The organism is Chelativorans sp. ZYF759 (assembly GCF_012911015.1).
In the GTDB taxonomy this organism is placed as follows: domain Bacteria; phylum Pseudomonadota; class Alphaproteobacteria; order Rhizobiales; family Rhizobiaceae; genus ZYF759.
In genome coordinates this window covers 26,966-43,553 of sequence record NZ_WVVV01000008.1, presented here as the reverse complement: position 1 = coordinate 43,553, position 16,588 = coordinate 26,966, and the positions used below count along the sequence as shown (strand labels likewise).

Sequence of the window (16,588 nt, the reverse complement as noted above, 5' to 3'; positions counted from 1 at the left end):
GCTGGATCCTCTGACTATTTCTAGCACCAGTCGTTGACGCTTCAAAAGCGTCGAATTATAAAATATCACATATCACAGCGAAATAGGGCACATAAGCCCAGCTGGAGGGGAACATGGCGGAGAACGGGGCCTTCTGGCTTTACGATCTCAAAGTCGAAACCGTACTCGACGGGCGCACGCCCGTTTGCCGTCACGTTGAAGGTGAGAGCTTTCGCGTCGAGGGCGAGAACCTCGTCTTCGAGGTGGGTACGCGGATATCAATGTATGCGCTTGCCGCAGTCCTGCCGCTGCTCCCGGCCAAGCAGCGCGACACCTCCCCGCACGACTGGATGAGCACCGACGCCGAGGTCGCCTGCCCCGATCCCCATTGTGGCGGCCGCCTGCGGATCACCCGCCTTGAGAAACGCCATTTCACGCATGCCGAGACCACCGGTCTGCCGGAGGCACGCGACACGCCCTACTGGCAGAAACAGGAGCCTTCGACATGAGCGTCGAGACCACCGACCTGCGGGCAGACCATCCCATCTCACGCGTTATCAAGGGGGGTTGGCAACTGGCGGGGGACCATGGTGCGGTCGAGCCTTCAGCCGCCATCGCGGACATGGAGGCCTTCCTCGACGCGGGGATCACCACCTTCGACTGCGCCGACATATACAAAGGCGTGGAGGAAATGATCGGCTACTTCATAGCCGATGTGCGCCGCCGCCGTGGCGCGGAGGTCGCCGACCGCGTGACGGTGCACACGAAGCTGGTGCCGGATCTCGCGCTTCTCGGGACGATCGGCGGCGATGAAATCGAAGCCATCGTCGACCGCTCGCTCAAGCGACTGCAGATCGACCAGCTGCACCTCGTGCAGTTCTTCTGGTGGGACACGAGTGTCGGCAGCCCCGAAGCCGCGATGGAGCAGCTGGCGCGGCTGAAGGAGAAGGGCAAGATCCGCAATCTCGGCGTGACGAACTGGGACATACCGGACACGCAGCGCCTGATGGGAGCCGGGGCCGATCTCGTCTCAACGCAGATTCAATACTCGCTGCTGGACCGCCGCGCTTCGCGCGCGCTTGCGCCGTGGACACGAAACAACAATCTGCAGATCCTGTGCTACGGCACGCTGGCCGGCGGTTTCCTGACCGAGAACTGGCATGGCAAGCCCGATCCAGGTTTTGCCTTCGAGAACCGATCGCTGGTCAAGTATCGCCTGATCATCGACGAGTTCGGCTCCTGGGACCTCTTTCAGGAACTTCTGGCGCTGCTCAAGGACATCGGCGACAAGCATGGCGTTTCGCTCTCGTCGGTCGCCACGCGCTGGGTGCTCGACCAGCCGCAGGTGGCGGCAGCCATCGTGGGCGCGCGCTACGCACGGCATCTTCCCCAGACGCTGGAAGTCTTCAAATTCTCGCTGGATGATGCCGATCGAGCGGCGATCGAGGCGCTTCTGGCTAGATCGGCAGGTCCGAACGGCCCCGTCTACGGCCTGGAAGGCGATCGCAACAGCCGGCACGGCCGGATCATGAAATATAACCTCAACACACGTCCGGATACGCCGACACTTGCCGAAGAGGGCGTCAATGGCTGAGGCGGGCGCAGGCCGGCGGAGCCGGACGCGATGAGAATCGTTGATGGCATCGCGCGCGCCATCATCGCGATGCTGGCGCCGCTTTCGGCGCTGACGCTGGCCGCAATCATGCTCGTGATGGTGGCGGATGTCAGCGGTCGCTACCTGTTCAACCGACCGATCAGAGGCGCCTACGAGATCACCGAATTTCTCATGTGCGTGATGGTCTTCGGGGCCCTGCCGCTGGTCAGCCTTTGGGGCCGGCAGGTGGAGGCGTCGCTGCTGACCGACGTGGCTCCGCGCCTCGCCACCTCTTTGCGCTGGCTGGGCGGCGTCCTCTGCGTGGTCGTCTTTGCCTATCTCGCGATGCTGACCTGGAACTACGGCGACCAGCTCGCACGCCAGAACGCCCAGTCGCTGTTCGGGGGCATCCCGCGCGCGCCTTTCGCCTACTACATGTCCCTGCTCTGCCTGCTGACCGCGCTGGCGTCGGCGATTGCCATCATCCGCCGTGACGACGGCCCCGGCGCGCCGGAATAGGAGGCGGGCATGGTAGCGGCGATCGGGCTTGTGACGGTCTTCCTGCTGATCATGCTGCGCGTTCCCGTCGGCGTCGCCATGCTGGGGGTCGGCTTTCTGGGATTTGTCAGTATCTCCGGCCTGCGACCGGCCTCCTTCATGACGGCACAGACGGCCTTTTCCACGGTCAACAGCTACAGCCTGTCGGTGGTGCCGCTGTTTCTCCTGATGGGCAATCTCATCAACCGCTCGCGCATATCGAGCGATCTCTACGACGCAGCCCATGCTGCGCTCGGGCATTACCGCGGCGGGCTGGCGCAGGCCACGATCCTGGCCTGCGGCGGCTTCGCGGCGATCTCCGGTTCGAGCATGGCCACTACCGCATCAATGGCCCGGGTAGCCTACCCGTCCATGCGGCGCTACGGCTATGCAGACATACTGTCGACCGGATCCATTGCAGCCGGCGGAACGCTGGGGATCCTCATCCCGCCTTCGGTCGTGCTGCTGGTCTACGGCATCCTGACCGAGACCTCGATCTCGAAGCTCTTCATCGCCGGCATCCTGCCCGGACTGCTCGCGGTTGCCCTTTACATGCTGACCATCGCCGTGATCGCGCGGCTCAAGCCTGAATGGGGACCGGCCGGCGAACGAACGGACCGCGCGGAGCGGCGGCGCAAGCTCGCGCGCGTGTGGCCCGTTCTCGCGCTCTTTGTCGTGGTCATGGGCGGTATCTATGGCGGCATCTTCACGCCCACGGAAGCCGCAGGCATCGGTGCATTCGGCGCCCTCCTCTTCGCGTTGGCACGGCGTGCGCTTACATGGCGGGCACTCTTCGAGACGCTGACGGAGACCGCCGTCACCTCGGCGATGATCTTCTTCGTCATCATCGGGGCGATGGTGCTCGGCAATTTCCTCAACGTTGCCGGGCTGCCGTCAATGCTGCGCGATCTGATCATCACGCTCGACCTCAGCCCGTTCTGGGTGATGGTGACGATCTGCGTGATCTACGTGCTGCTGGGCATGGTGCTGGAAAGCATGTCCATGATCCTGCTGACGATCCCGATCCTTTTTCCGATCGTCGTCGGGCTCGGTTTCGACCCCGTCTGGTTCGGCATCCTGATCGTAATGGTCGTGGAACTGGCGCTGATCACGCCGCCGATCGGCCTCAACGTCTACATGCTACGCTCGGTACTGCCGCATGTGCCCCTGCGCACGCTGTTTGCCGGCGTTTTTCTCTTTCTGGTTCCCGATCTGGCGAAGCTCATGCTGATCGTGCTCTTCCCGGGCATCGTGCTGTGGCTGCCGTCGATGATGTGAGTTCTTGAACGACCAACCAACAAAAGAGGTGGAATGACATGACATACAGAACGCTGATGGGTGCGGCCGCTGCGCTCGCCATGCTGGCCGGCACGCTTCCTGCCACCGCAGAGGAGGTGGTGCTGCGCTATTCCAACTGGGTGCCTGCCACCCATCCGATCATCACCAAGGTGATAGAGCCGCTGTCGCGCGATCTGGAGGAAGCGACGGAGGGTCGCGTCTCCATCGAAGTGATGCCGGCGCTTGGACCACCCCCCGGCCATTTCGACCTGGTCGAGAACGAAGTCGCCGACATGGCGTTCTCCGTTCACGGCTATACGCCAGGTCGTTTCTCGCTGACGGAAATCGGCGAACTGCCCTTCACCCACAACAACGCGGTCGTCAATTCGCTGGCCTACTGGAACACCTACCAGCGTTTCATGATGGATGCCGACGAGCATGAGGGCGTGCGGCTGCTCGGCCTGTGGACGAACGGCCCCTACCAGCTGACCATGTATGGCGACTTGCTGACGTCGATCGACTCGGTGGAAGGCAAGCGTATCCGTGTTCCGGGGCCGCTCGTGGAGCGGGTATCGACAGCGCTCGGCATGGTGCCAATCTCTTCCTCGGTAACCGATTCCTACGAGCAGATCTCGCGGGGCGTCATCAACGGCATGTTTCAGCAGCTCGAGACGGTCTGGAACTTCAACCTGACCGAATATTTGACACATGTGTCGGTCGTGCCGGGCGGCTTTGCCCATTCCAGCCAGTATCTGGTGATGAGCAACGCGGCCTATGAGCGGCTTTCGGAAGAAGACCGCGCCGCACTCGATGAACTGACGGGCGAGGCGCTGGTCGTGCGGTTTGCCGAGATGTGGCAGGCCGAAGAGGACGATGCCATCGGCAAGCTCGAGGAAGCGGGAACCGAGTTCCTCGAGGTCTCCGAGGAGGTTCAGGCCGAACTCAGGGAACGCCTTGCCTTCATCGAGGACGAGTGGGTCGAAGCAGCCAACGAACGCGGCGTCGACGGCGCAGCTGCCCTGGCCTTCTACCGCGCGGAGATCGACAGGATCTCCGCCGAAATGGGCGTCGACAACTAAGAGTTCGCAGTCACATCGTCGCCCTGGGAAAGCACTTCGCATTCCCAGGGCGTTTAACGTTCGGTCGACCGATGCCCCCTTGCGGTTGCTTTGGACCGAGCGGCGGTTTTCAAAGATCCGATGCCGGCGCGATTTCCATCCGTGGCTGCGAGCTAGGTTTCGTCAACGTCGGCGGTCGTTTCCGTGATCACCTCGCTGAAGTCGGAAGTGTGCGCGATCTCGCAACGGGCCGTCTGGCCGAACTTGTCGCGGGTGGCGAGAAGTAAGTTCCTGCGGGCGACGCCCATTGCCGTGCGCTTAACGGCGATCTTGGCGGGATCAAAATCCATGACCTGGCCGTCGGTCTCGATAGCCGAGCAGCCGATCAGCGCCACGTCGAGGCGGAGCGCTTGCAAGGCCAGGATTGCATCCTCGCCTACCACCGATCCGTCGGGCCCGGCCACCCTGCCTGGCAGCATCCTGATCTCGTGTTCGGCAGGATCGACCAGCGTGGCCACATGAAGGCTGTTGGTCACGACAGTGATGCGGGGGTGCCCCCGTAGGGCGGCAGCCACGGCTTCCAAAGTGGTGCCTACATCAAAATACGCGAAAGCTCCCTCCGGCAGCATCGCTGCCACCCTGCCTGCTATCTCTCTTTTCTCCTGGACGTTCATGGACCGCTTCGCCCGATGTTCCACCCGGTTGAAGCCAATCCGTCCCTTGGCGCCGGCGCCACCGTGGAAACGCTCGATCAACCCTTCCTCATGCATGGCGATGACGTCGCGCCGAACCGTCTGCATGGAAACGGCAAATGCCTCGGCCAGCGCCTCAAGCGTTACGAAGCCACGCGCCTCGATTTCGGCGAGGATCGCGGTGCGCCGCTGCGAGGAAACCGGGATTGACAAGGCGAGACTCCGATGGACAAGAGCGACGGATGTAAGTTATCTTCCAAACAAGAGGAGGACAATCGTTATGACGGGCCTATTTTTAGCGCCGGAGGGGGCGGTGTACAGCGCCGACGGTCGGCTGTTCGACGTATGGGACTGGAACTGGACCAGTCCCCGCAATTCCGACCCCGCCGGCACAGGCTTTCGCGCGGTCGAACCGCTCGAGGCTCTACGCGCCATCGGGGCGGGCGGCAAGGCGCGCAAGGTTCCCATCGGTGTCATCGGCCCCCGCGAAGCCAACGCAGAGCAGATCGACCTCGCCTATAGCCTTGGACGCGCCCTGGCTGAATTGGGTCTGACCGTGATCTGTGGCGGCAAAAACGGCGTGATGCAGGCCGTGGCACAAGGCGTTCACGAGGCTGGCGGTCTCTGCGTCGGTCTGCTGCCCGAAGGTGACTGGCGCGAGGCCAACCCTTACGTAGATCTGCCCATTGCAACAGGCATCGGCAAGGCCCGCAACGTATTGATCGCCCAGTCATCCGCCGCGTTGGTGGCGGTTGGTGGACAGTATGGCACGCTGTCGGAAATCGCCTTCGGACTGCATTTCGACAAGCCGGTCTTCGGCCTGGGCGACGCTCCCGATCTCGCGGACATCCGCAAGGCCGCCTCCGTCGAGGAGGTCTGCCAAGGGTTGGCCGAGTATCTGCTCCGCCGCCCCTCGCTGTCATAAAACTTACATTGGCGGGCGCTATGCCGTCATCATCTTTACCTGGTGCATCATGATCGAGCTTCGCAACGTGACGCGACACTTCGGCCCAGTGACAGTCCTGGAGGGGATCTCGCTGGCTGCCGAGGAAGGCGCCTTCCTCGCCCTTCTGGGCCCTTCCGGCTGTGGCAAGTCGACCCTGCTGCGGATCATCGCGGGCTTGGACAGGCCGAATTCGGGCGAGGTGCTTATTGGCGGCCGCGAGGTGTCGGAGTTGACCGCTGCGCAGCGCAACATCGCGATGGTCTTTCAGTCCTATGCTCTCTACCCGCATCTGACCGTCGCCGAGAACATCGCACTTCCCCTGGCGATGCGTGGTCAAACGCGGCTGGAGCGCTCGATCGTCGGCGGTCTTCTTCCCAGCGCTCGCATCAAGCGCACCGAGCAAGGCAAGCGGGTGCGCGAGATCGCCGCCCAACTCGGCATCGAGCCGCTGCTGGAACGCAAGCCCTCCCAGCTATCTGGCGGTCAGAAGCAGCGGGTCGCCGTGGCGCGGGCGCTCGTGCGCGATCCATCGATCTTTCTGCTCGACGAGCCACTCTCGAACCTCGATGCCAAGTTGAGGGTTCAAATGCGCGCGGAGATCGTGGCGCTCAACCGTCGTATCGGGCGCACCTTCATCCACGTGACACACGACCAGGCCGAAGCCATGGCCATGGCCGACAAAGTGGCCGTCATGCTGGGTGGCCAGATCGCGCAGTTCGGAACGCCGCGCGATCTGTACGAAACCCCCGTCAGCAGGGACGTGGCGGCATTTGTCGGCACACATCCGATCAACTTCACGGCAGCAGCCACCCCCGACGCTCTGCCGAGCGGCTTCAGCCTGCCGGCGGGCATCTTGCCTACGGGAAGCAAGACCTTCATCGGGATCAGGCCCGAGCATCTCACCCCTTCCAGTGCCGGACCGGTGAAAGGGCGCCTGGTGCATCTGGAGTATCAGGGCGCGGAGATGCTTCTCGACCTCCGTCTCGAAGACGGATCGATCGTCCGGTCGCTCGCCCCTGGAGACTGGCATGCCGCTGGCGAAGGAGAGGAGATGCGGCTCGGCTTCGCGCCCCGCAACCTGCACATATTCGACGCCGCGACGGGCAGCCGCATCACGGTCGAGGGATATGGCCGCGATGGCGTCAAGGAAACCGCACGATGCGCCTGATCAGCAGAAGAAGCGCTGATGCGCTGACCGATCTTTGGCTGGCGGGGCCGGCGACACTAGCCATGCTGGTGCTGATCTTCATTCCCGTCGCCATCGTCGCGATGCTGTCCTTCACCGACTACCAGTTCGGCGCGCGCAGCTTTAACTGGATCGGCTTCGACAACTACCTCGTGCTGATAACCGACCCGCAGGCGCGGCGTGCCATCACCAATACAATTCTCTACGCCGCGATCGTCATACCCTTCTCGATACTGTTCGGACTACTCGTGGCGCTCGGGCTGCACGGCCTGATGCAATATGCGCCGCGCCTCTCCGCCATCCTGCGCGCGGCCTATTTCCTGCCCGTCGCGGCGACGCTGGTTGCGATGGCGGTCGTCTGGCAGATGATGCTTCACCCCAATCTGGGGCTGGTCAACCAGATGCTGGGCGCCGCCGGCATCCGGGGTCCGGCCTGGCTGTCAGATCGCGGGCTGGTGCTCTACACGCTGGCGGTGATCGGGGTCTGGCAGACCGTGGGCTACAACATGGTCTTGTTCCTGGCCGGCCTCGCGGCGATCCCGCAGCATCTTTATGACGCGGCGGAGGTGGATGGCGCCGACCGCGGCTGGGAGCGGTTCTGGACCGTGACCTGGCCGATGCTGGGCCCGACGACGCTTTTCGTCACGGTGGTGACAGCCACCGGCGCGTTCCGGGTGTTCGAGACGGTGGCGACGCTGACGCGCGGCGGGCCGGCCTTTGCCTCCGACGTGCTCGTCTACGCGATCTACCGGGAGGGCTTCGTCTACTTCAAGGCTGGCTATTCGAGCGCGATCACCATGGTCTTCTTCGCCTTCGTGCTCCTGTTCACCGTGGTCAAGTTCCGGTTCATGGAAAAGCGGGTGCACTACCGATGAGAACCGGTGTCTTCCTCAGGCGCGCCATCGCGCTCAGCCTGCTCCTCTTCGGCGCGGCCCTGGTGCTGACCCCGTTCTTCTGGATGCTGTCGCTGTCATTCAAATCCCAGGCAGAGATCTTCACGCCGCATCTGAAGCTGTTTCCGGAAGCGCTTCGCTGGGAGAATTATGTCGCCGCCTTCGAACGGTCGACCTTGCTGCGCTTCCTGTTCAACGGCTTCGTGGTGTGTGCGGGCATCCTCTTCTTCCAGGTGATGTTTGCCCTGCCCTGCGCCTATGCGCTTGCGCAACGGAATTTCCGGGCACGCAGCCTGATCTTCGGGCTGGTGCTGGCGGGGCTGCTCGTGCCGTTCCACGTCACCGCGATCCCAATCTTCCTGGGGCTGGCGGAACTGAGGCTTCTCAACACCTACAGCGCGCTCATCATCCCCTTCGTGGCGTCGGTGTTCGGCATCTTCCTGTTCCGCCAAGCGATCGCGGCCATGCCGGGCGAGCTTTTCGAGGCGGCACGGGTCGACGGCCTGTCGGAGACGGCGATTGCCTGGCGCATCGCCTTTCCGCTCGCCATGCCGGCGGCGACCGCCTTCGCGATCTTCTCGGTCGTGGCGCATTGGAACGATCTGTTCTGGCCGCTGATCGCCATCACCGATTCGAGCCTTGCGCCGCCGCCGCGCGGCATTCTCTACTTCCGCGACGAGGAGTCCGGCACCGATGTCGGCCCGCTAATGGCGGCTGCCGTGGTGGTCGTCGCGCCGATGATCGTCGGCTTCCTGCTTGCCCAGCGCCGCTTCATCCAGGGTCTCGCCGTCGGCGGGCTGAAGGGATGATCGACGCCAACTACAAGAGCGCACAGCGCGCCCATCGCCCCTGAGACAATGGAGACCGTCATGAGAAGACTTCTGATTTCGAGCCTGGCCGTTCTGGCCGTGGCCGGTACGGCTGCGGCAGAAGACATCACCCTGCGCGTCCACTACGCGATCCCCACCATCTGGTCGGATGCGCAGACCAAGCTAGCCGAGGCCTTCATGGCCGAAAACCCCGACGTGACCATCGTCATTGACGGTGCGGCCGAAGGTTACGAGGACGGCGTGCAGCGCATCTTGCGCGAGAGCGTGGCCGGCAATGCGCCGGACGTCGCCTATGTCGGCCTCAATCTGTGGCGGGTTCTGGAGTCGCGCGGTCTGGCCCAGCCGCTCGACGGCTTCATCGGCGACGAGGCCGAATTCGAGGCCAAGGGCTACACGCCGGCCCTGCGGTCGCTCGGCCAGTTCAACGACACGCAATATGCGCTCGGCACCTCCGCCTCCACGCTGGTCATCTACGTCAATCCCGACCTCGTCGAACAGGCCGGCGGGTCGATGGACGATTTCCCGACCGATTTCGACGGCATCATCGAGCTGGCCGCCCAGATCGACGCCCTGTCGCCGACAATCGACGGCATCTGGACCCAGCGCCACGACTGGCGCTTCCAGTCTTTCCTCGGCGCCTATGGCGGCCGCCCGATGACGCCGGACGAGAGCGACATCACCTTCGATGACGAGGCGGGCATCGCTGCCGCCACCCTCTACCAGCGCTTCGCCCAGGAAGCCGGCATGCAGAGCTACAACGAGGGCAACGCGCGCCAGGCATTTCCGGCCGGCACGCTGGGCATCATGATCGAGAGCTCCTCGCTGCTGAATCGCTTTCTCGAGGGGGCCGACGGACGTTTCGAGGTCGTCGTCAAGCCGTTGCCGATCATGGCCGAGCCGGAAGACGTCTACTTCCCGACCGGCGGCTCGGCCCTCGTCATGCTGACCGATGACGAGGCCAAGCAGGAGGCCGCCTGGCGCTACATGATGTTCGCCACCGGGCCCGAGGGTGCCAAGATCATCGTCGAGAACACCGGCTTTGCGCCCACTAATGCGCTGGTGATCGAGGACGAGACCTATCTGGCCGATTTCTACGCTGAGAACCCAATGCACCGGCCGGCGCACGAACAGGTCGCCCGTTTTGCAGGCCCCTGGTATGCTTTCCCCGGCCCCGAGGGCGTGGCTGTGACCGATCTCATTGCCGCCGCGATGGTGGAGGTCAGCGATGGCGGCGCCGATCCGGAAGAGACCGTCAAGGAACTGGCCGAGACCCTGCGCGACAGGCTTGGGATGCGCTAGAGGTCAGCTCCCCGCGCAAATTCGAGGAAGCTAAAGACGGGCCGTCCAAAGGGCGGCCCGTCTCGCATTTGCGACGGCGATCAGACTTCGAGGGTGTCGTAAGTGATGGCCAGGCGCGACATGTGCTCGGCGACGACCCGGCGGAAGTCTTCGCCTGGCGCCAGGACGATCTCCACCCGCCGCTGGCCCATCTCTTCCTGGCAGGTGAGTTCGACAAGGGCGCCGTCCGGCAGGAGATCACCAAGCTGACGCTTCAGGGCATGCTCTACGGCCAGACGGCGAAGGGCGGGCTTGAATACCTTGCCGGTGGTGGTCAGCGGAAGGTCGTCGAGCAGATAGAGCTGCTTCGGCACGGCGGCAGGTTCGGGAATGTGGCTGCGAACCTGCTCGAGGACCTTCCAGGGATCGGACTCGCCGCCCGGCTTGAGCTTGAGGAAGGCCACCGGCAGTTCGCCGGCATAGGGATCCGGCTGACCGACGGCCGCGCAGAGCTGCACGTCGGGATGACGCATCAGCGCCTCCTCGATCACCAGCGGATCGATGTTGTGCCCGCCCCTGATGATGACGTCCTTGGAGCGGCCGAGAACGACGATCTGGCCGTCGGGGTCGATCCGCCCGGTATCGCCGGTCGCCAACCATCCGCCGGGCATCCGCGCCTGATCCGCCAGTCTTTCGTCGCTGTAGCCCGGCGAAACATTGGGACCGCGGATCGCCAGGAGCCCGTGCTCTCCGGCGGTGAGCGGCCGATCCGGGTCGGGGTTGCCATTGGGCAGTGCCCCGAATGCCCGTACCTCGCTGAAAGGCAGCCGCCAGCCCGACGATCCCTGTCTCCGGCTGGCGTGGCGGGGAATGGCAGAAATCATGCCCGCAGCCTCGGTCATCCCGTAGATCGAGCGAATGGGGACGCCGAAGCGCGTCTCGAACGCCGATGCCAGGCCTGCGGGCATTGGCGAGCCGCCACCGAACAGGGCCTTCACATGGCTTATGTCGGCATTTTCGACCGGTCGCCCGACCAGGGTCGAGACGAAAGTCGGACCACCGGAAAGGAGTGTCACCCGGTAGCGCTGCACGACCTGCCAGTAGTCGCGCACGAAGGGCTTGCTGCGCATGCCGAGCTTGGAGGGAATGAGGATGGCGGCACCGGCGGCAAAGGCGCTTCCAGCCAGAACGAATGCGCCAGCAACATGGAACAGCGGAAACCCGTTCAACACAACGTCGCCGGGACCGATGTCGTAGAACATGCCCGCGAACCAGGAGACGTGCACCTCGTTCTCATGGGTATGGCGGACCAGTTTCGGCAGGCCGGTGGTGCCACCGGTGTGGAAGAAGGCGGCCGTCTCGCCTTTGTCTATGCTGAGCGGGAATGTCAGCGACGCAGGCTGCCGGGCAAGAAGTTCGGCGAAATCGACGGTGTCCTCTCCTCCCGTTGCGCCTACCGCGACCACGTGTTTGAGCGTGCCGGCCCGCTCCCTGATCTCGGCCACCTTGTTCCAGATGTCGATCTCCGGATCCGGGCCGAGAACGACCAGGACCTTGGCCTCCGCATGCTGGAGCAGTTCCGCCACGTGGTCGGATGAGAGCATGTAGTTGATCGGGCACACGCGGCCCGCCGCCTGGGCCCCGAGGAAGGCGACGAGGGTCTCGGGCATAGTCGGCATCAAGATGGCGACCGTGTCGTCGCGTCCGATGCCCAGCGCGCGGAAAGCATTTGCGGCGCGATTCACCATTTCCAGCAGCGCCGAAAAATCCAGAACCTGCGGCGTGTCGTCGAGAGAGCCTGTGGGCAGATAGATCACCGCCGGCATGTCGCCATGTAGCCGGGCGGAACGACGCAACAGGTCATAGGTCGAGGATACCGGCACGACCTCTTCGAGCCCAAAGCGTTCCAGCGCCTGGATGTCGGCGAGTTCGCGGATGGCGCGGCGGGCGACTTCCGGGCCGGGGCGTCCGGCTTCATTCTTCAGGATTACGTTGTTCACGGTCGGCTGCTGCTTCACACGGCTTGAAACTGCCCGGAGCATAGCCGCGTGCCATACCTTGACTAGACGGCACGCCCGAACCCAAAGTTCCGCTCATGGAACACTTGGCGAACCCGAAGATCGAGATGACCGCATGACCTCACGCTTAGATCTGAACGCATTGATCCTGTTCCACGATGTCGTCAGGGCGCGCAGCATCAACAAGGCGGCTCTGGCGCTCAACATGCCGAAATCGACCATCAGCCGCCGCCTGCGCCTGCTTGAAGAGCAGCTTGGATCCACACTGCTCAAGCGTGGCGCGCGGGCGCTTGGTCTCACGGAAAGCGGGCAGGCCCTCTATCGGCGTTGCGAGCACATCGTCGCGGAACTGGAACAGGCGAACCTGCAGACCGCACAGATGCAGGACGAAATGAGCGGCGTTCTGCGGGTGAGCATGCCAATCTTCTTCATCGGCTGGGTCAGCGAAGCCATCGCCGATTTCGCCAAGAACCACCCTGCCCTGCGGCTGGAAATCGAAGCGCACAACCGCGTCGTCGATGTTGCCGAGGAGCCGTTCGACGTGGTCATTCATTTCGGCAACCCGCCGGAAACCTACAATCCGTCGCGCAAGCTGGCCGAACTTCCGCGCAGTTTCTACGCAACGCCACGATACATTGCGGCCAGGGGCATGCCCAGGGCGTATTCGGAACTCGCCGACCATGACATGATCCTCCACCAATACCAGATTCGCGACCGCATCTTTCCTCCACTCCAGCCGCAGGAGGGCGAGCCGAGACCGCCCTCGGCCAGGGCCGTGGTCAACCATGCGGTGCTTGTCCGCGAACTCGTTCTCGGTGATCTCGGGATAGGCCTGATGCCTGACATCATGTGTCGGCAGGACCTCGCGGACGAGACCTTGATGCGCATCCCGCTCGACTGGGCAAGCCCGCCATTGACGGCTTCGGCAACCTACCTCGCGCGGCGCTATGCACCGGCCAAGATGCGTGGCTTCCTGGATTCCATGTCGGCCTATCTCCAGAGCCACGCATAGGCAGCCCTGTTCCATTAATCGAACATCCTGTTCAGGCCGGTTCCCCTACCGCCAGCCCCAGGCCGACAGTAATGTCGCAGAGTTGGCGACTTCGATCATGACGCCGACGAAAAAGACAAAGGCCCATGGAGGACATCTTTCTGATTGTCGGGCCCAAAGGAGGAAACATGAAATCGGCAGCTTTCTTGCTGGCAGGATTGCTCCTGGCGGCTCCCGCGCAGGTGTTCGCCCAGACCGTCACGGTGGGCACTGCCACGCCCGGTTCGCTGTTCCATTCGGCCGGCACGGCCGTGGCCAGCGTCATCAACGAAAAGGCAGGCATGCGGGCAATCCTGCAACCCTTCGCAAGCGCGAATGTCTATATCCCCGCCGTCAGTGAAGGCGACATCGACATCGGGGTGGGAACCGCGCACGAGATCGGCGCCGCGGTTGTCGGGCTCGAGCATTTCGAAGGGCGGCCCCAGGAAGGCCTGCGCGCGGTGGGTACGATGTTCCCGCTTCGCTTCGGTGTCTTCGTGCGGGCTGATTCCGACATCGAGACGCTGGCGGACCTGCGCGGCCGCACGCTGCCGAGCGGCTACAGCAGCCAGCAGATCGCTGCGACCATGATGGATGCAATCTACGCTTCCGCCGGCCTGACCGTGGACGATGTCGACACCGTGACCGTGGCCAACACGGTGGCCGGCGCCGACGATTTTGCCACCGGTCGCGTCGATGCGTTCTTCTTCGCGCTGGGCGGTGCGAAGGTCAGCGAGGTCGACGCCGCGGTGGGGGGACTGCGGGTGCTGCCGTTCCAGAACACGGAAGAGGAACTGGAAGCGGTACGGCAGTTCCTGCCGCAGGCCTATTTCCGCGAGGAGCAGCCAGGGCCCGGCAATCCCGGCGTAACGGAGCCGACGATGGCACTGGCCATCGATGCAGTTGCATTCGCCAGTGCCTCGACCAGCGACGACATCATCTACGAGATCACCAAGGCGCTGCACGAGAACAAGGATGCGCTGGTGGCCAGCTTCCCTGCCTTCCGGGGTTTTGATCCGGATGCCATGGCACGATCGCTGGACCCGGTCGAATATCATCCCGGCGCCATGCGCTATTTCGAGGAAGTCGGCATCGCAGACGGCGAATAGACGTAGCCAGACGGGAACGGGCGCGCATCATGTCAGAGACGGTCTCCCCCAGGGACGATGAACCGACCCCCGCAATGCCCGGTGCGGTCGGCTGGCTCAAGATCGCGCTCGCCTCCGCCATCACCATCGCCGCCCTCATGTGGGGCGGCGATCTCTTCCGCCGGGTCGGGCTCAATATTCTGACCCAGCAATTCGTCGCCGGCATGCTGGCGGTCAGCCTTGCTTTGGCCTTCCTCCATTTGCCGGCTCGCCGCGACACGATGCGGTCGACCATCCCCTGGTATGACTGGCTGTTCGCGGCCGCAGGGCTGGCGTCGGGCATGTATTTGGCCGTCAACATTCCCAGCCTGGTCGATCTGATCTTGATGCGCCCGCGGGGCGGCGTCATCGCGGGCGGCGTGATGATCGTGCTCAGCATCGAGGCGCTGCGCCGCGCAACCGGCTGGTCGCTGCCGATCATCATCATCCTCTTCGTGCTATATGGTCTCTACGGCCATCTCGTGCCGGAGCCGCTGGACGGACGTTCGTCCGACGTTCAGAGGCTGGCGGCCTATCTGGCGATCGACGTCAACGGCATGCTCGGCACGCCGATCATCGTGGCCTGCACCGTGATCGTCGCCTTTCTGCTTTTCGGGAGCCTGCTCAGCGTGACCGGGGGTGCGGCGTTCCTTTCGGATCTTTCACTGTCGCTGATGGGCGGCTTCCGGGGCGGGCCGGCCAAGATCGCGGTGCTGGCCTCCTCGCTCTTCGGCTCCATCTCGGGCAGTGCTGTGGCCAATGTGGTCGCATCGGGCGTCATCACGATTCCCTGGATGAAGCGGGCGGGCTATTCGCCGGCACGCGCGGGAGGGATCGAGGCCGTTGCCTCCACCGGCGGGCAGTTGATGCCGCCCGTCATGGGCGCATCGGCGTTCCTGATCGCCGAGTTCCTGCAGATCCCTTATTCGGAAGTTCTGCTCGCCGCGCTCGTGCCGGCGGTCCTCTATTATCTCGCCCTGTTCATCCAGGTGGACCTTGAGGCCGGCAAGGCCGGAATCAACGCGATGCCGCGCTCGGAGCTTCCACGCGCGCGCGACGTGCTGAAATCGGGATGGCACTTCTTCCTGCCCTTCGTGGTGATGATCTACGCGCTGTTCTCGCTCAACTGGCAGCCGCAGATGGCCGTCGTCGCCGCGATCGTCACGCTGATCGTTCTGGCCGTGCTCTTCGGCTACAAGGGCAAGCGTCCCGCGATTCAGGACCTGCTGCGCAGCGTGCACCGAACAGGTCTGAGCGCGGTCGACATCATCGTCATATGCGCCGGCGCCGGGGTGGTGATCGGTGTCCTGTCGATATCCGGGCTCGGCTTCAGCCTGACACTGACGCTCGTCCAGATCGGCCGGGGAAGCCTGCTCCTGCTTCTTCTCATCGCTGCGGTGGTCTGCATCATCCTGGGCATGGGCCTGCCGACGGTGGGCGTCTATGTGCTGCTCGCCGCGCTCGTCGCGCCGGCCATTATCGAACTCGGCGTGACCCCGATCTCGGCGCATCTCTACGTGATGTATTTCGGGCTTCTGTCCTTCGTCACGCCGCCGGTCGCGGTCGCGGCCTTCGCCGCCGCCTCGATCGCCAAGGGCGATCCGCTGGCCACGGCGCTGCAGGCGATGCGATTCGGCTGGACCGCCTATATCGTGCCGTTCCTCTTCGTGTTCTCGCCGGCCCTCGTCATGCAGGGCGAGGCGGGCGAGATCGCAATGGCGGTGGCGACCGCGCTGTTCGGCGTGTTCCTGGGGTCGGTCGGGATGGTCGGCTACATGACAAGATCGCTGGGCGCCATCCACCGCGTGGCCTTCCTCGGCGCAGGCATGATGGCATTGATGCCGGCGGGAGCGTTCGAGGGGGCGGTCTATACCGATCTGGCCGGCATGGCCGCGGGCATCGTCCTCGTCGGCTACGAGTTGTGGCGCGGCCCGAGGAGCCGCCGCAGCGCCGACGCGAACGCCGGCGAGCTTTCCTGAGGCGACGAACCCGTTCGGCTCGCCGGACCACCTGCCCGCCGTCTGCCCCTTCTCATGCGCGGCGTGGACCGCACTGTATTTTTGCAAACTGAGCAAATTCTAGTCAGTCCAAGCAAGTACCCCGTAGGAAGGTTGCATCTGCCGGGCCAGAATCCGTCTGGCA

The 16,588-nt window shown here is 63.9% G+C and carries 15 protein-coding genes; 13 read left to right on the top strand and 2 right to left on the bottom strand.

Annotated features, from left to right (window positions below):
- Positions 1-113 precede the first annotated feature (113 nt).
- Genes GRZ55_RS14090 through GRZ55_RS14070 form a run of 5 tightly spaced genes read left to right on the top strand, consistent with a single transcriptional unit; the run spans position 114 to position 4,467 of the window.
- A complete protein-coding gene (locus GRZ55_RS14090; protein WP_169287581.1) occupies positions 114-488 on the top strand; it encodes a TIGR04076 family protein in 375 nt (124 codons plus the stop codon).
- Complete coding sequence (locus GRZ55_RS14085; RefSeq protein ID WP_169287580.1) at positions 485-1,573, top strand: aldo/keto reductase; 1,089 nt, start codon at positions 485-487, stop codon at positions 1,571-1,573. The genes GRZ55_RS14090 and GRZ55_RS14085 overlap by 4 nt, the downstream gene beginning before the upstream one ends.
- Positions 1,574-1,603: 30 nt before the next feature.
- Positions 1,604-2,092, top strand: a complete 489-nt coding sequence (locus tag GRZ55_RS14080; protein WP_169287579.1) for a TRAP transporter small permease — start codon at positions 1,604-1,606, stop codon at positions 2,090-2,092.
- A gap of 9 nt (positions 2,093-2,101) precedes the next feature.
- Positions 2,102-3,388 (top strand): TRAP transporter large permease, encoded by a 1,287-nt coding sequence (locus GRZ55_RS14075; protein ID WP_169287578.1) that lies wholly within the window; start codon positions 2,102-2,104, stop codon positions 3,386-3,388.
- Between the two features lie 38 nt (positions 3,389-3,426).
- Positions 3,427-4,467 (top strand): TRAP transporter substrate-binding protein, encoded by a 1,041-nt coding sequence (locus GRZ55_RS14070; RefSeq protein ID WP_169287577.1) that lies wholly within the window; start codon positions 3,427-3,429, stop codon positions 4,465-4,467.
- Positions 4,468-4,619: 152 nt separating this feature from the next.
- Here the strand turns inward: GRZ55_RS14070 and GRZ55_RS14065 are convergent, their stop codons facing one another.
- A complete protein-coding gene (locus tag GRZ55_RS14065; RefSeq protein ID WP_169287576.1) occupies positions 4,620-5,351 on the bottom strand; it encodes a DeoR/GlpR family DNA-binding transcription regulator in 732 nt (243 codons plus the stop codon).
- A gap of 67 nt (positions 5,352-5,418) precedes the next feature.
- Between GRZ55_RS14065 and GRZ55_RS14060 the strand changes: the two genes are divergently transcribed.
- From GRZ55_RS14060 to GRZ55_RS14040, 5 genes are read left to right on the top strand one after another with little or no spacing between them, the layout of a single operon-like run.
- A complete protein-coding gene (locus tag GRZ55_RS14060; protein WP_169287575.1) occupies positions 5,419-6,063 on the top strand; it encodes a TIGR00725 family protein in 645 nt (214 codons plus the stop codon).
- Between the two features lie 49 nt (positions 6,064-6,112).
- The gene (locus tag GRZ55_RS14055; protein WP_246734757.1) at positions 6,113-7,252 is read left to right on the top strand and encodes an ABC transporter ATP-binding protein; all 1,140 of its coding nucleotides are present in this window, start codon (positions 6,113-6,115) and stop codon (positions 7,250-7,252) included.
- Positions 7,243-8,145 carry a carbohydrate ABC transporter permease gene (locus GRZ55_RS14050; protein ID WP_246734755.1) on the top strand — a complete coding sequence of 301 codons (903 nt, stop codon included), beginning with the start codon at positions 7,243-7,245 and terminating at the stop codon, positions 8,143-8,145. The genes GRZ55_RS14055 and GRZ55_RS14050 overlap by 10 nt, the downstream gene beginning before the upstream one ends.
- The gene (locus tag GRZ55_RS14045) at positions 8,142-8,972 is read left to right on the top strand and encodes a carbohydrate ABC transporter permease (protein WP_169287574.1); all 831 of its coding nucleotides are present in this window, start codon (positions 8,142-8,144) and stop codon (positions 8,970-8,972) included. Before GRZ55_RS14050 ends, GRZ55_RS14045 begins: the two co-directional genes overlap by 4 nt.
- A gap of 60 nt (positions 8,973-9,032) precedes the next feature.
- Positions 9,033-10,292: an ABC transporter substrate-binding protein gene (locus tag GRZ55_RS14040; protein ID WP_169287573.1), complete on the top strand. Its 1,260-nt coding sequence runs from the start codon at positions 9,033-9,035 to the stop codon at positions 10,290-10,292.
- An 80-nt stretch (positions 10,293-10,372) separates the two neighbouring features.
- Here GRZ55_RS14040 and GRZ55_RS14035 read toward each other — a convergent pair whose 3' ends face one another.
- Positions 10,373-12,271, bottom strand: coding sequence for an AMP-binding protein (locus tag GRZ55_RS14035; RefSeq protein ID WP_169287572.1), 1,899 nt, complete (start codon positions 12,269-12,271; stop codon positions 10,373-10,375).
- 133 nt (positions 12,272-12,404) lie between these two features.
- Between GRZ55_RS14035 and GRZ55_RS14030 the strand changes: the two genes are divergently transcribed.
- From GRZ55_RS14030 to GRZ55_RS14020, 3 genes are all read left to right on the top strand, one after another.
- Positions 12,405-13,301 (top strand): LysR family transcriptional regulator, encoded by an 897-nt coding sequence (locus tag GRZ55_RS14030; RefSeq protein WP_169287571.1) that lies wholly within the window; start codon positions 12,405-12,407, stop codon positions 13,299-13,301.
- Positions 13,302-13,468: 167 nt separating this feature from the next.
- Entirely contained in the window at positions 13,469-14,428 is a 960-nt protein-coding gene (locus GRZ55_RS14025) for a TAXI family TRAP transporter solute-binding subunit (protein ID WP_169287570.1), read from the top strand.
- A 29-nt stretch (positions 14,429-14,457) separates the two neighbouring features.
- A complete protein-coding gene (locus GRZ55_RS14020; RefSeq protein ID WP_246734754.1) occupies positions 14,458-16,425 on the top strand; it encodes a TRAP transporter fused permease subunit in 1,968 nt (655 codons plus the stop codon).
- Positions 16,426-16,588 lie beyond the last annotated feature (163 nt).